Consider the following 15400-nt stretch of genomic DNA (forward strand, 5'->3'; position numbering starts at 1 on the left):
TTCAGGCCGGACAGCAGGGTGACGCATCTGTCGCGAACGTCCACTATAGCAGTGCCGCAGGCAGCTGCAAAGCGCCCCACTGTAACAATCCACTACAGCCGTGTCAGCGGTGGCCCGCCCGGCTCACCCAGCCAGGTCGTCTCGAAGCGCTTGCGGGCCGCCGCCAGCGCGGGCGCATCTCCCCGTTGCTGGTAGATCTCGATCAGGCCGCGCAATGCCCAGCCGTTGCTCGGTATGCGGGCAAGCGAGTCACGGAACACCTGTTCGGCCGCCTCCAGCTGACCGGTGCGCAGCAGCGCCGCCCCCAGCGACTGGCGTACCGGGTAGTACCAGTAGGGTGGCTCCATGTAGGGCAGGCTGTCCTGCACCGCGATCGCTTCGCGGTAGGCCGCGATAGCCTCCGGCATGTTGCCGCGCGCATCGGCCAGGCGCCCGCGTGCGACCGCGCGCGCCGTCTGCACGATCTCGCGCGCCGGGATGTTCCACTCCGCGATCGGCTTGAAGTCGGCGCTGCGTTCGAGGCCTTCGAGCGCCGCGAGTTCGCGGCTGCCTTCGGCATGCATGCCTTTGCGCGCGAAGCCGACGGCGCGGGCGTAGTGCCACATCGCCCTGACCAGCACGAAGTCGGGTCCGGGGTCGGGCAGGGCCAGCAGGGTGTCCGGCGAACTGAACTGAACATGCGAGAAATAGGGCGCGGCCTTGACCGGCTGCAGGCTGGGGAAGCCCTTCAGCAGCTCGGGGCTGATCGACTTGTCGAGCTTGCCGGCTGCCTCGAGCGCGGTGCGGCCGTCGCCGCCCATCAGGGCCGACACCATGACGAAGTGGATGTTGTGCGGGTAGTAGGCGCCGCGGTAGACCGGATCGCTCGGCGAGCGCCCGAAGTACTGTTCGTCGACGGCGATCGCGTCGAGGTTGGCCTGCAGCGCCTCGCGGTACATGCCGAGCCGGTAGTAGATGTGGGAGGGCATGTGCACGACGTGGCCGGCGCCGGGAATCTGGCGCGCCAGTATCCTGGCGGCCGGCAGCGCCCGCTCCGGATGGGAGGATGCCTCGACCGCATGGATGTAGTAGTGGGCCGCTCCCGCATGGCTCGGATTGCGTTCCAGCACGCGTTCGAGGGCGGCCACCAGGTCGGCGGTGCGGTTCTTGGGCTGGGCGCCGCCGGCCTGCCAGTAATCCCAGGGCGACAGGTCCATCAGGGCTTCCGCATACAGTACCTGGATGGTGTCGTTGTTGGGGAAGCTGCGCGCCGCCTCGGCCATGGCATCGGCGTAGGCCCTGTCGAGGGGAGCGCGGTCGGCGGGCGGTTCCGGCTGGTAGCGGCGGGCCACGGCGCGGATCAGGGCCTGTTCGGGCAGCGTGGACTTGCCCGCCAGCGACACGGCCTTCGCGGCCGCGGCGGCTGCCGGCCCGGCGGCTTCCGGGAACATGGGCGCATTGATGTTCGGGCCCAGCACCAGCGCCTCACCCCAATGGCACATGGCGCAGCCCGGATCGTGCTGCTGGGCGGCGCGGAAGGCGCGTGCCGCCTCGGCATGGTTGAAGGCGAAGGTGAGGCGCATGCCCTGGTCGAAATAGGCCTGGGCGCGCTTGCTGGCGGTCGTCACGGGAATGTGCAGGCTGCCGAGGTTGGCATACAGGGGAGGCGCCGCATCGGCTTTCTGCGCACTGCCCTTGGGTGGCGGTACGACCTGGCCCGGTTTGAACGGCGTGGTCTCGGCCTGTGCCAGCACGAGGCGATCGAGCAGCGGCGGACGCCCGGGACGCCCCGGCGTGCACGTGGCGCCGGGGGCGAACAGGGGATCGAAGGCTTGCTTGGAACCGGCGGCGGCCGGCGGATGGGCGGAAAACAGCGTTGCAAGCACGGCCGCAAGCGCTGCCGCCCCGACTGCCGTGATGATGCGTACGGGTCTCATCGTTCTCTCCCATCCGGCTGATGGCGTTACCGGCATTGTGCTTTGATGCCGGCGTTGGGCCTCTGGTTTCAAGCGACCCACTCCAGTCTAGGCCAGATTTGCGCCGCGTCAAAGATCAAAGCATTTGCCTTTTGGGGCAGACAACGAGACAATGAGATTCCTGCCATAAATATAACATTTGGGCATCGAGTCAGCACTGCGTATCCAGCAAGGAAGTCGAGAAACCATGACGCACGCCATGCCGCTGTACAGGAATCAGGTTCTTCTGTTATCGCAGAGTTTCTTCATCAAGGACAACCGGGCCGAGCTGCTCCTGCATGCCCACAAATACGACTTCGACATCCTGTTCTTCGACGAGGTCTCGGCCTTCGTCGAGGCGGTGGCCCGGGACCAGGGCGACAACCTGTACGTGATCGACCTCGACGCCCTGCACAACATGCAGGCCGACATGCCGGACCGGCGCCGCACCCTGATGCTGGGCGAACTGCTGCAGCGCCTGCCTTCCGACCACAGCTACGTCTACCTGCAGAGCACGCGCCAGGGCAGCCGTTTCCTGCTGCAGCAGCGCCTGGTCGACAGCAACTGCCTGGCCTATGCCGAAAAGCCGATCGCCAACGACGTGTTCGTCGACAAGCTGTTCAAGCTGTTCGTGCAGAAGAAGCGCGGCGACCTGGTGCGCATGGTGGTGCTCGGCGAGGTGGCCGGGCTGGACGATGCGGGGCTCCTGGAGCGCGGCATCGAGGCGGTCCGCCACGCGGACGCCCAGACCCTGCACCTGCGCGTCAAGGAGCTGCAGCCCGACCTGGTGCTGGTGAGCGACGGCGAATACGCGCGTACCGAGGCCATCGCCCGCGTCTTGCAGAAAAACATAGAAGCCGACCCGGTGCGCGAAATCATGCTGCTGCAGTGCCGGCAGGATGCCGCAATCACCCGGCGCGCGCTGGCCGACGGTTTCGACAGCGTGCTGGCCAGCTGCGAGCCCGGCCTGCTGGAAGCCCAGCTGGTGAACCGCGCCAACAAGATCCGCATCAACAAGGACCTGATCGGGAAAGACCGCGCCACCGGCCTGCTCAACAAGGTCGGCCTGCAGAAGAAGGCGCAGGACCTGATCCGGCGCGCGGCCCAGGAAGGCTGCCCGCTGGCCTTCGGCATCATCGACATCGACAAGTTCAAGACCATCAACGACACCTGGGGGCATCACTTCGGCGACATCGTGATCAAGCGCCTGTCCCTGAGCCTGGCGGCGCAGCTTGGCGAGTGCGACCTGCTCAGCCGCTTCGGCGGCGAGGAATTCGTCGTCGTGTTCTGGAATTGCACCTTGGAACAGGGCAGGCGCCGGCTGGACGCCATGCGCCAGGCCTTCTGTGCGATTCCCTTCGAGGTCGGCCCCGGCGACCTGCGCCATTTCTCCTTCAGCGGCGGGGTGGCGGCTTATCCGGAGTACCGCAGCGAGAACGAACTGTTCCTGCGCGCGGATGCTATGCTGTATGCGGCGAAGCAGGGCGGGCGCAACCAGATTTGCGTGCAGGACGCCGCCTTGCAGCGCGCCGGGACGCACTAAGAAAAAACGCCAGCCGCGGCTGGCGTTCGTACGTCTTCCGGCACCCGCTTATTCGGCAAGCTTGGCCTGGTGGGCGTGCAACTGCTCGCGCAGCTGCTGTGGGCTGGAGTGCGTATAGTCCTTGTTGAATTCGGCCTTGACCAGTTTCTGGACCTGCGGATCGAGCTTGGTGCGCAGCACGCCCAGGAAATCCGGCGAGGCGGAGATGACCAACTGCTGGAAGCGGCCCTCGTTATGCCCCTTCAGCAGGTAGGTCGCGACGTCCTTGGCGAACAGGTCGGCCGCGTGCTGGTCGGGCGTCTGTGCCGGCTGGTACTGCTTGTTCGGTGCACCCGCCTTGGCATTGTGGGCCATGCCGGCGCCCTCGTTGCCGCCGATGTTGTGGCGGCTGCCTGCGGCAGCGGTCGGGCCGAGCCGGTCGGTCTCGGTATCCACCGTGCGCAGTTGCGCAGCGGAACTGACCATGTCTTCGATTTCCTGCAATGGTTCGGCTGGATCGGACTCCGAGAAGAACCGCACACGGCCCGCGTTGGCCGAAAGAATCCAGGTTGTTGGCATGCTACCCCCTGTCAGTGATGAATCGTTAGCGTCTTCCTTAACCGCATGCAAGCTGCTCCGCATGCCGGTCAGGCTATAAGTCCAGTATATCGCCGCTTCCGGAACCCCGGCGCACCGACGCCGCCCAGCCGTGCGCGGGCTCGCGCAGCACTGGGCTTCCAGCGCTGGACTTCCGCCGCCGGCGGCCTATGCTGAATGACCAGGCAAGGCGCCGCCGAATCTTGTTTTCCGCTGTTGGTCCAAGCATGCACCCGCTACCGGGTATTCCGAGGAGACCTGTCATGACCCAACCCAGCACTTCCACACCGACGCCGCGCCAGCCGGCCGACGCCCCACTTCCTGACTATGCGGCCATCAAGCAGCGCCAGCAGGCCACATGGGCAAGCGGCGACTTCGCCATCATCGGGGTCACGCTGCAGATCGTCGGCGAGTCGCTCGCCGAAGCCGCCGACATCCGCGCGGGCGAACGCGTGATCGACATCGCGGCCGGCAACGGCAATGCCACGCTGGCCGCCGCGCGCCGCTTCGCGCGCGTGACCTCGACCGATTACGTTCCCGCCCTGCTCGAGAAGGGCCGCATGCGCGCTGCCGCCGAGGGCCTGGAGATCGCCTTCCGCGAGGCCGACGCCGAGGCGCTGCCGTTCTACGACGCCAGCTTCGACGTCGCGCTGTCCACCTTCGGCGTCATGTTCGCGCCCGACCATGCGCGCTGCGCCGGCGAGATGATGCGGGTGGTGCGCGGCGGCGGGCGCATCGGCATGGCCAACTGGACGCCGTCCGGCTTCATCGGCCAGATGTTCAAGACAGTGGGCCGCCACGTGCCGCCGCCCGCCGGGCTGGTCTCGCCGGTGATGTGGGGCAGCGAAGAATACCTGCGCCAGCTGTTCGGCGACGCGGCGGCCAGCATCCGCGCCCAGCCGAAGGTCTTCAATTTCCGCTATGCCTCGGCGGCGCACATGATCCAGATCTTCCGCGACTATTACGGACCGGTGCACAAGGCCTTCGCTGCCCTCGATCCGGCCGGCCGGCTGGCGCTGGAGCAGGACCTGACCACCCTGATCGAGGGCGCCAACACGGCCGGCGACAATTCGCTGGTGGTGCCGGCCGAATACCTGGAAGCCGTCATCATCAAGCGCACGCCTGACGTACTCCACTAAGCACTAAGAGCACGCAACGCTCCCGAGAACGCATGGCGGTTGGTGCTGCCCCAGCCCGGCAGTACAATCGATGGCATTCCATCGAGAAAGCCTGCCATGCGTTCTGTCGCCGTCCTGTCCGTCCTCGCATCCTCCTTCCTGCTCGCCGCCGTGCCGGCCGGCGCACAAACCGAAGTCAGGATCGGCACCGCCTCGCCGCTGTCCGGTCCCGGCGCCCACCAGGGCAAGGACATCGAGAACGGCGCCCGCATGGCCATCGACGACCTGAACGCCGAAGGCATCGCGATCGGCGGCAGGAAGATCAAGTGGGTACTGCAGCCGGAAGACGACGCCAGCGACCCGAAGACCGGAACGGCGGTGGCCCAGAAGCTGGTCGACGCGCGCGTGGCGGCCGTGGTGGGTCACCTGAATTCGGGGCCGACCGTGCCGGCCTCGAAGATCTATGCCAGCGCCGGCATTCCACAGATTTCGCCGGCCGCCACCACGCCGGTCTACACCAACCAGGGCTACAAGACCGCGTTCCGGGTGGTGGCCAACGACAACCTGATCGGCAGCACCTTGGCGCGCCACGCGCTCGGCGCGCTCAAGGCGAAGAAGATCGCCGTGATTGACGACCGCACCGCCTTCGGCCAGGGCCTGGCCGACCAGTTCGCGCGCGCAGTGCGCAGCACGGGCGGCGCCACCATCGTCAGCCGCCAGTTCACCCACGACAAGGCGACCGATTTCAGCGCCATCCTGACCCAGATCCGCGGTCACAAGCCGGACGTGATCTTCTACGGCGGCATGGATGCGGTGGCCGGTCCCATGCTCAAGCAGATGAAGACCCTGGGCCTGCAGGCGAGTTTCGTTGCCGGCGACGGCGTCTGCTCCGAAAAGCTGCCGCTGCTGGCCGGCGACGCGCTGGGCGACGACAAGGTCTTCTGCGCGGTCGCGGGCGGCGTCAGCGGCGCCCAGGAAGCCAGGTTCACCGCCTTCACCGAGCGTTTCCGCCAGCGCTACGGCACGCCGGTCGAGACCTATGCGCCCTATGCCTACGATGCGGTGATGGTATTTGCCGCCGCCATGCAGCAGGCCGGGTCGACCGAGCCGGCGCGCTTCCTGCCCGCGCTGGCGGCGATCCGGCACGAAGGCGTCACCGGCTCCATCGCCTTCGACCCGAAAGGTGACCTGCGCAATGCCGCGATGACCCTGTACACCTACCGCCAGGGCAAGAAGGTGAAGCTGCGGGTCGTGCGCGGCAAGTGAGCATGCCCTGTATTGACGGGCGCCGTTGAAACAACATGCATACAAAAATGGCCTTGGCATAGCTCATCCAGTTGGATTAGGATCGTTCGGTTATCAACACCAACAATCTGATCTGGAGAGAGACATGAAACCTAGCCTGTGCAGCACTTTGATCGCGGGGCTGTTCGCCGTAGCGTCCCATGCCGGCGCCCACGATGGCGCGGCGGCGAATACCGTGGCGACGGCGGCAGGCGCGGTATCCGGCATCGAGGTCACGGCCATGGACCTCGGCGTGCGCGCACAGGACGATTTCTTCCGCTACACCCAGGGCAAGTGGCTGAAGGAGGTCGACATCCCTTCGGACCGTTCCAGCTGGGGCGCCTTCAACATCGCCCAGGAGCGCGTCGAGGGGCAGATCAGCGCCATCATCGGCGCAGCCGCGGCACAGAAGGACGCCAAGGCCGGCTCGGAAGCCCAGAAGATGGGCGACTTCTACGCCAGCTACGTGGACGAGAAGCGCCGCAATGAACTCGGCCTGGCCCCGCTGAAGGCGGAACTGGCCCGCATCAACGCGCTGAAGGACAAGCGCGCCATGGCCGTGCTGATGGCGCGCTTCGAGCGCATCGACGTCGGCGGCCCGCTCGGCATGGGCGTCGGCCAGGACAACAAGGATTCGACCCGCTACATCCTCGGCATCGCGCAGTCGGGCCTGGGCATGCCCAACCGCGACTACTACCTGCAGGACGAGGCGCGCCTGAAGGAGATCCGCGCCAAGTACCAGGAGCACATCGCCAAGATGCTGAGCCTGGCCGGGCACCAGGACGCCGCCGCCAAGGCCGAGCGCATCGTGGCGCTGGAAACCGAGATCGCGCGCGCCCAGTGGAGCGCGGTCGAGAACCGCGACCCGGTCAAGCGCTACAACAAGCACACCGTGGCCCAGCTGCGCACCCTGGCGCCCGGCATCGACTGGGACGCCTACCTGAAGGGCGTGGGCGCGGCCGGCAAGGTCGACGCCGTGATCGTCAGCCAGCCGAGCTACGTGGCCGCGCTGGACAAGCTGATCGCCGCCACCCCGCTCGACACCTGGAAGCCGTACTTCGAATTCCGCCTGCTGAGCGCCTACGCGCCCTACCTGTCGCAGCCCTTCGTGGACGAGGGCTTCGCCTTCCGCGGCGGCGTGCTGGGCGGCACCAAGGTCAACCGCCCGGTCGAGAAGCGCGCGATCGCCGAGATCAACCGCAACCTGAGCGAAGTGGTGGGCAAGGCCTACGTGGCGCAGCACTTCCCGGCCGAGCGCAAGCAGCAGGTGCTGGACATGGCGAAGAACTTCATCACCGCTTTCGGCGAAGGCATCGAGCAGCTGGAGTGGATGTCGCCGGAAACCAAGAAGCAGGCGCAGATCAAGCTCTCCAAGATCAACGTCAAGATCGGCTACCCGGACAAGTGGCGCGATTATTCGGGCCTGAAGATCGTGCGCGGCGACCTGGTCGGCAACGTGATGCGCTCGCGTGAATTCGGCCATGCCTACATGTTCAACCGCCTCGGCAAGCCGGTCGACCGCGCCGTCTGGAGCATGTCGCCGCAGACCGTCAACGCCTATTACAGCCCGACCCTGAACGAAGTCGTGTTCCCGGCGGCGCGCCTGCAGTACCCGCTGTACGACGCGAACGCCGAACCGGCCGTCAACTACGGCTCGGTCGGCATCTCGATCGGCCATGAGATTAGCCACGCCTTCGACGACAAGGGCTCGCAGTACGACGGCGACGGCAACCTGCGCAACTGGTGGACCGAAGAAGACGCGAAACAGTTCGCGGCGCGCGGCAAGGTGCTGGTGGAGCAGTACGCCGGCTACAGCCCGTTGCCGGGCTATAACCTGAACGGCGAGCTGACCCTGGGCGAGAACATCGCCGACAACGCCGGCGCCATCATGGCCAGCCGCGCCTACAAGATCTACCTGAAGGGCAAGCCGGGCCCGGTGATCGACGGTTTCACCGCCGAACAGCGCCTGTTCATGGGCCTATCGCAGGCACGCAAGGGCAAGGCGCGCGACGCGGCCCTGATCTCGCAGGTCAAGTCCGATCCGCACTCGCCGGCGGAATACCGCGTCAACGGCAGCCTGCGCAACCACCCGGGCTTCTACGAAGCCTTCGACGTCAAGCCGGGCGACAAGATGTACCTGGAACCGAAAGACCGCGTCATCTTCTGGTAAGCGCGCCACGGCCCGGCCGACGCCTTGCTGGCCGGGCCCGTTCTTCACCCTGAGCCGTGCGGCCCGCGATTGATCCCGATCGGTCGTCGTGCGGCTGCGCCGCCAGGTTCATCGGCGATAATGCGTATCGTTTCTTTTTCCTTCACCCGATACGCCCATGCACTTCACTCGTGAGGATGTCGTCCGCCAGTTCGATCCCGCCACGTTCTCGCGCGGCGAACGCTATGCCCGACAAGGCATGGTCATCGATGTCGATTTCTTCGATAACATGATCACCGGCGAAGTCGTAGGGAGCCAGGAAAATGTCTATGAGCAGACGATCTACGTAAAGACCGGTCGCCATGGCACCCGTTTCGACAGCGAATGCAGCTGCCCGATGGAGGGTGGCTGCAAGCACGTCGTCGCCGTGTTGCTGGACGCTCTGGTGCACATCAATAAAAATGCGGGGAACGGCTTGCCGGCCATGGCCGAGCACTGGCTGCAGCAGTTTGCGTCCGCCCAGGCCTTCATGCGGGCCGATTCGCCGGCGCCGGCGCCGAAAGAACGGCTCATCTACGTCCTGCTGCCCGACCCCCACGATGGCAGCCTGCGCCTGAACCTGGCCAGGGCACGTCTGCGCAAGGATGGCGGCATCGGTGGCGCCAACGTGCAGAACGAGGCTTACCACCTGCTCTTGACGAAGCCTGCGTACGTCCAGGCGGACGATGAAGAACCGATCCGGCTGTTCTCTGCATTAAATACAGGAAATAAGTACGCGAAAGCCCCGCGGCCCGAGGGGCGCATCGGCGCCCGCCTCCTTGATCAATTGTGTGCCGAAGGCCGGCTGTGGTGGGTGGAATCGGTTGCCGGCCTCAAGCGCGGCAATCTGCTCCCGGTTCGTCCCGGTCCGCCACGGCACGCGGGTCTCCATTGGCATGCGGACGAGGTCGAGGAGGGCGCAGTCAGGCTGCGTTGGTGTTTCGAAGATGGTGTGGCGGTCAGTCAGGTGCTTGCGACCGAGCCGATGCGCTACCTGGAGGACGGGCTGCTGGGTGAACTCGGCTTGCCGGAATCGATCGCGGCGATGCCCCGGGAAGTCCTGCACCAGCTGGTGCGGCAGGCGCCGCGCCTGGCGCCGGAGCAGCGCGCGCCCATGGCCGCGCGTTTCGTGGCGCTGGGGCTGGACCAGATCCTGCCGCCGCCGCAGGCGCTGGAGACCCGCCGGCGCAGCGGTCTTGTACCGACCTGTTTGCTGGCGCTGGACAGCCTGGCGACAACCGGGCGCCGAGAGTTGCAGTGGCACGATCATGCCATGCTGTCTTTCTTCTACGACGGCATGCTGGCCGGGGAAGGCGAATCCGAACTGCGCAGGGTCGAGGATGGCGTAGTCGAACTCATCGAGCGCAATGTGGAAGCGGAGGCTGCAGCCCGGGCCACGCTCGCCGACCTCGGCTTTGCCGCTCCCGACACGAAGTCCGTGCTGGCGGAGTTCCCCGGCGCCATGGTGCTGCCGACGGAAACGGCATGGATCGCATTTGCGCGTCATGAGCTCGCGCGCCTGCGCGCCGCCGGCTGGCAGGTCGATTTCGGAGGTAACTACCGCTACGATCTGCTGGAAGCGCAGGAATGGTACGCGGAACTGAACGAGGAAGGCGAAGGGGCGGGTGCCTGGTTCGCGCTGGAACTCGGCGTGCTGGTCGATGGCCAGCGCCATTCCCTGCTGCCCTTACTGCTGGAAATGATTCGCGAGGCGCCGCAGGAATTCAACGCCGCCGCCCTGGCGGCCCACGACGACGACAGCATCCTGGTAGCGGAGCTGCCTGATACCACCCGTGTCGCCTTGCCCTGGGGCCGGGTCAAGCCTATTCTCGCCACCTTGGGCGAACTGTACTTCAGCGATCGCATCGGGGACGCGCTGCGTCTGCCTGTCATGGACGCCGCGCGCCTGGCCGAGCTGGAGGGGGCGGCGCAGCTGCGCTGGATGGGCGGCGAGCGCCTGCGCGAACTGGGCCGGAAGCTGGAAGACTTCAAAGGCATTCGGCAGGTCGACGCGCCAGCCGGCCTGCAGGCGACGCTGCGTCCCTACCAGCAGGCGGGCCTGTCCTGGATGCAGTTCCTCCGCGAGTACGGCTTCGGCGGCATCCTGGCCGACGATATGGGGCTCGGCAAGACCATCCAGACGCTGGCCCACGTCCTGGCCGAGAAGGAAGCCGGCCGGCTCGATGCGCCGGCGCTGGTGGTGGCGCCCACCAGCCTGATGGGCAACTGGCAAGCCGAGGCAGCCAGGTTCGCCCCCGGATTGCGGGTGCTTCTCCTGCACGGCAAGGCGCGATCGGCGCAGTTCGAGCAGATCGGGGGCGTCGACCTGATACTGACCACTTACCCGCTGCTGGCCCGCGACGAAGAGGCCTTGCGCCGGCACCGCTATCACCTGTTGATCCTGGATGAGGCGCAATACATCAAGAACAGCCGTTCCAAGGCGGCCCAGGTCGCCTGCCTGATCGAGGCCCGGCATCGCCTGTGCCTGACCGGCACGCCGGTGCAGAACCATCTGGGCGAACTGTGGTCGCAGTTCCATTTCCTGATGCCGGGACTGCTGGGCGAGGAAAAGGCCTTCAATGCCGGATTCCGCAAGCCGATCGAGCAGCAAGGCGACAGTGCGCGCAGGGATTTGCTGGCGCGCCGTGTCAAACCGTTCATGCTGCGGCGTACCAAGGACAAGGTGGCGACCGAGCTACCGCCGAAAACGGAAATCGTATTGCCGGTCGAATTCGGCGCCGCCCAGCGCGACCTGTATGAAACCGTCCGGCTGGCGATGGACCGGAAGGTGCGCGACGAGATCGATCGCAAGGGATTCGCGCGCAGCCAGATCGTCATCCTCGACGCGTTGCTCATGCTGCGCCAGGTGTGCTGCGATCCGCGCCTGCTGAAGTCGGCCCACGGCACGAGCGATTCGGCCAAGCTGCGCGTGCTGATGGAATTGCTGGAGACCTTGCTGAGCGAAGAACGCAGGATCCTGGTCTTTTCGCAGTTCACCAGCATGCTTGCCCTGATCGCGGATGAACTACGTACCCGTTCCGTCGAATTCGTCGTGCTCACCGGCGATACGGTCGATCGCGCTGCGCCGATCGCCGCGTTCCAGCAGGGACGGGCCGGGGTATTCCTGATCAGCCTGAAGGCCGGCGGCGTAGGCCTCAATCTGACCGCAGCCGATACGGTCATTCACTACGATCCATGGTGGAATCCGGCCAGCGAGAACCAGGCCACCGACCGCGCATGGCGCATTGGCCAGGAGCAGCCGGTGTTCGTCTACAAGTTGATCGCCCGCGGCACGCTCGAGGAAAGAATCCAGGACATGCAGCGCCGCAAGGGCGAGCTGGCGAACGGTTTGCTGGATGCCGAAGGCGGCCTGTCGCCCGCCATCGGCGCGGATGACCTGCAGGCAATTTTCGCGTCCCCGGCACCCTGACGGCATCGGAGGCGGAATGTGCAAGGATATATCAGGTCCGCGCGGCCTCGATCAGCTCGACGCGGTTGCCGAAGGGATCCTCGATGCCCGCGCGGCGCCGGCCATAGACCCCGACTTCCTCGCGCACCTCCACCCCGCGTTCGCGCAGCAGGGCGCAATAGGCCTCGAAATCGGCGATGACGAAGGCCGGATGCGCCTTCTTGGCCGGCACGAAGCCGGCCTGGCCGCCGATGTGCAACTGGCTGCCGCCGGTCTGGAACCAGAGGCCGCCGGAGGCGTTCAGCGGCGCCGGCTTGGGAATCTCGGTCAGGCCCAGCACGCTGCCGTAGAAGGCACGCGCGGCCTCGTCGGCACCGGGAGGAATCGCAACCTGGACGTGGTCGATACCGGCGATGTGGGGCATGGCGTTCTCCGTAGTAGTGGACGCGGCATTATCGCATCCACTCTGGGGAGAAGAGGCTTACTTCGGCATGATGACCGAGTCGATGACGTGGATGACGCCGTTGTCGGCTTCCACGTCGGTCTTGAGCACCTTGGCCTTGTCCACCGAGACCATGTTGCCCTTGGCGCTGACCATCAGGCTGCTGCCTTCGACAGTCTTGACCGCGCCCGGCTTGACGCTGGCGGCCATCACCTTGCCCGGCACCACGTGGTAGGTCAGGACCTTGGTGAGCGCGGCCTTGTCTTTCAGGAGGGCGTCCAGCTTGGCCTTCGGGATCTTGGCGAAGGCTTCGTCCGTCGGGGCGAAGACGGTGAACGGGCCGGGGCCCTTGAGCGTATCGACCAGGCCGGCTGCCTGGACGGCGGCGATCAGGGTATTGAAGCTGCCGGCGGATTTGGCGGTGTCCACGATGTCCGCAGCCTGTGCCGCCGACAGGGAAAGTGCCATCACTGCGCCGAGTACGATTTTCTTCATGGTGAGCTCCTTGGTTGGGTTGAACCGATGTTCATTGCTAAATTTACGGGTCCGTGCCGGCTTTGTCCATGAATTTACTCAAAATCGTCAGCTTAAGTCGGTTCATTACCGATTCATGACCCGGTTTTACCGGTTCAATGCAAACGAAACCGTCGATGTGAAGCCCGTGTCTGCCGCCGGACCGCTGTGCTACTCTTGAGCTTGTCCAATCGATCACGGACCACGATGAAGTCCACGCCGGACGCGGTGACCATGTATGGCGGCATGGCGAAGCAGGGCGGTACGGCGCGTTCCCGGGCCTTCCTCGCCGATGCGTATACCGCCCGGATCGTGCCTGGCGCGGACACCAATGTCTGGACCGTCAGCCTCAGCCAGGATGGCAGCGTGCTGACCTAGCGCCTGGAAAGACATGACAAGCCGCGCGCGGAATTCGTCTTGAAGCGCGTGGCCGGCTGAATCTACAAATCATCAAAACCATGGAGACCGCTTTGAAACACGCTACCCTTGTACTGATGGGCCTCGCCGCGGCTGCCGCGCACGCGGCGGAAGCGCCGAAGTTCGATCCCAAGCGCCTTGCGCAGGACGTCAAGACCTTGTCGTCGGATGAATTCGAAGGCCGTGGCCCGAACACGGCCGGCGAGACCAAGACGGTCGACTACCTGGTGCAGCAATTCAAGGCTGCCGGCCTGAAGCCGGGCGGCGACCTGGCCGGCGGCCAGCGCGCCTGGACCCAGGACGTGCCGCTCGGCCGCTTCGAGATCAAGGGACCGGTCAAGCTCACCCTCACCGAAGGCGGCGCCAGCCGCGAACTGAAGCAGGGCCCGGACATGGCCGTGCGCGCCTCGATGAGCGGCCTCAAGCAGATTTCGTTCAAGAACGCGCCGCTGGTCTTCGTCGGCTATGGCGTTACCGCGCCGGAGCGCAAGTGGGACGACTTCAAGGGCATGGACCTGAAGGGCAAGCTGGCGGTGGTGCTGATCAACGACCCGGATTTCGAGACCGGGCAGGGCGAGTTCGGCGGCAAGGCCATGACCTACTACGGCCGCTGGACCTACAAATTCGAGGAGATGGCGCGGCGCGGCGCGCTCGGCACCATCATCGTGCACGAGACCGCACCCGCTTCCTATGGCTGGCCGACCGTGCAGAATTCGAACACCAACGTGATGTACGACGTGGTGCGCAAGGAGCCGCGCAAGTCGCACGCCCCGATGGAAGCCTGGATCCAGCGCGACCTCGCGGCCGCCATGTTCAAGTCGGCCGGCCTGGATTTCGAGGCGCTCAAGAAGCAGGCCCAGACGCGCGCCTTCAAGCCGGTCGCCTTGAAAGGCGTCAGCCTGTCGGCCGATTACGCGGTGGATGCCCAGGTCATCAAGTCGAAGAACGTGGTCGCGATCCGCGAAGGCAGCAAGCAGCCGAAGCAGGTCGTGATCTACAGCGGCCATTGGGACCACCTGGGCGTCGGCCAGCCCGATGCGAAGGGCGACAAGATCTATAACGGCGCGGTCGACAACGCGACCGGCATCGCGGCGATGCTGGAACTGGCTCGCGCCTATGCCAAGCAGCCGGCGCCGCAGCGCAGCGTCGTGTTCCTGGCGGTGACCGCGGAAGAGAAGGGCCTGCTCGGCTCCGAATACTATGCCTCGAACCCGCTGTATCCGCTGGCCTCGACGGTGGGCGTGATCAACATGGATGCGCTCAGCCCGCGCGGTCCCGCACGCGACTTCAACATCTCGGGCAGCGCCAAGCTCGACCTGCTGGACCGCCTGGTGGCCAAGGCCAAGGGCTGGGACATGCGCTACTCGCCGGATCCGAAGCCGGAAGCGGGCTACTTCTTCCGTTCCGACCACTTCCCCTTCGCCAAGCGCGGCGTGCCGGCGATTTCCTTCGGCTCGGGCAAGGACTGGGTCGAGGGCGGCACGCAGGCGGGCCTGGCGGACGAAGCGACCTACACCGAGAAGAATTACCACCAGCCGTCGGACGAGTTCGACCCCGCCTGGACCTTCACGGGCATGGCGCGCGACCTGGAACTGCTGTACGCCGTCGGTGCCGAGCTGGCCAATTCGACCGTCTGGCCGAACTGGGCGCGCGATTCGGAATTCCGCGCGGCGCGCGACAAGTCGGCCTCCGAGCGCAAGTAAGGGAAGGGCGCGCCTGGCGCCCACGCGGAACCAATGTTTGGAGATCGAATCTCGAAATCGAGATTCTCAGCGCTCTTAGCAGATTGTGTGCCTGCCGGGCAGGGCGGCAGGGTGTGCATGAAAAAACCTTTGAAAGCAAAAACGCCACCCGAGGGTGTAATGCCGTTCAGTTAAGGTCCTTCTTCAGGACACGAACGGTGTAACGATGAGGTAGGGCCTTGACGGCCCGGTCGATTTTTCGGCCGGGCCGTTCTTCATTCAAGAGCATGACGA

General features: G+C 65.7%; 11 protein-coding genes. 7 read left to right on the forward strand and 4 right to left on the reverse strand.

The window, feature by feature from the left end; all coding sequences use genetic code 11:
• Window positions 1-92: 92 nt before the first annotated feature.
• Window positions 93-1916 carry a tetratricopeptide repeat protein gene (locus tag AC56LK_RS19715; RefSeq protein ID WP_497186179.1) on the reverse strand — a complete coding sequence of 608 codons (1824 nt, stop codon included), beginning with the start codon at window positions 1914-1916 and terminating at the stop codon, window positions 93-95.
• Between the two features lie 226 nt (window positions 1917-2142).
• Between AC56LK_RS19715 and AC56LK_RS19720 the strand changes: the two genes are divergently transcribed.
• Complete coding sequence (locus tag AC56LK_RS19720) at window positions 2143-3477, forward strand: GGDEF domain-containing protein (protein ID WP_497186180.1); 1335 nt, start codon at window positions 2143-2145, stop codon at window positions 3475-3477.
• A gap of 48 nt (window positions 3478-3525) precedes the next feature.
• Here the strand turns inward: AC56LK_RS19720 and AC56LK_RS19725 are convergent, their stop codons facing one another.
• Window positions 3526-4035 (reverse strand): host attachment protein, encoded by a 510-nt coding sequence (locus tag AC56LK_RS19725; protein WP_497186181.1) that lies wholly within the window; start codon window positions 4033-4035, stop codon window positions 3526-3528.
• Between the two features lie 281 nt (window positions 4036-4316).
• On the opposite strand from AC56LK_RS19725, the gene AC56LK_RS19730 reads away from it, so the two are divergent.
• From AC56LK_RS19730 to AC56LK_RS19745, 4 genes are all read left to right on the forward strand, one after another.
• Complete coding sequence (locus AC56LK_RS19730) at window positions 4317-5192, forward strand: class I SAM-dependent methyltransferase (RefSeq protein ID WP_497186182.1); 876 nt, start codon at window positions 4317-4319, stop codon at window positions 5190-5192.
• A gap of 96 nt (window positions 5193-5288) precedes the next feature.
• Window positions 5289-6437, forward strand: a complete 1149-nt coding sequence (locus AC56LK_RS19735; protein WP_497186183.1) for a branched-chain amino acid ABC transporter substrate-binding protein — start codon at window positions 5289-5291, stop codon at window positions 6435-6437.
• Window positions 6438-6561: 124 nt separating this feature from the next.
• On the forward strand, window positions 6562-8625 hold the full coding sequence (locus AC56LK_RS19740) for a M13 family metallopeptidase (protein ID WP_497186184.1): 2064 nt from the start codon (window positions 6562-6564) through the stop codon (window positions 8623-8625).
• A gap of 238 nt (window positions 8626-8863) precedes the next feature.
• The gene (locus tag AC56LK_RS19745; protein WP_497186185.1) at window positions 8864-12073 is read left to right on the forward strand and encodes a DEAD/DEAH box helicase; all 3210 of its coding nucleotides are present in this window, start codon (window positions 8864-8866) and stop codon (window positions 12071-12073) included.
• 31 nt (window positions 12074-12104) lie between these two features.
• Here AC56LK_RS19745 and AC56LK_RS19750 read toward each other — a convergent pair whose 3' ends face one another.
• Complete coding sequence (locus AC56LK_RS19750; protein ID WP_497186186.1) at window positions 12105-12476, reverse strand: VOC family protein; 372 nt, start codon at window positions 12474-12476, stop codon at window positions 12105-12107.
• Between the two features lie 57 nt (window positions 12477-12533).
• The gene (locus tag AC56LK_RS19755) at window positions 12534-12989 is read right to left on the reverse strand and encodes a fasciclin domain-containing protein (protein ID WP_497186187.1); all 456 of its coding nucleotides are present in this window, start codon (window positions 12987-12989) and stop codon (window positions 12534-12536) included.
• Between the two features lie 225 nt (window positions 12990-13214).
• On the opposite strand from AC56LK_RS19755, the gene AC56LK_RS19760 reads away from it, so the two are divergent.
• Complete coding sequence (locus AC56LK_RS19760) at window positions 13215-13385, forward strand: hypothetical protein (protein ID WP_497186188.1); 171 nt, start codon at window positions 13215-13217, stop codon at window positions 13383-13385.
• Window positions 13386-13477: 92 nt separating this feature from the next.
• Window positions 13478-15127, forward strand: a complete 1650-nt coding sequence (locus AC56LK_RS19765; RefSeq protein ID WP_497186189.1) for a M28 family metallopeptidase — start codon at window positions 13478-13480, stop codon at window positions 15125-15127.
• The last annotated feature ends 273 nt before the right edge of the window (window positions 15128-15400 follow it).

It is taken from the genome of Telluria sp. ZB4P36 (assembly GCF_059685865.1).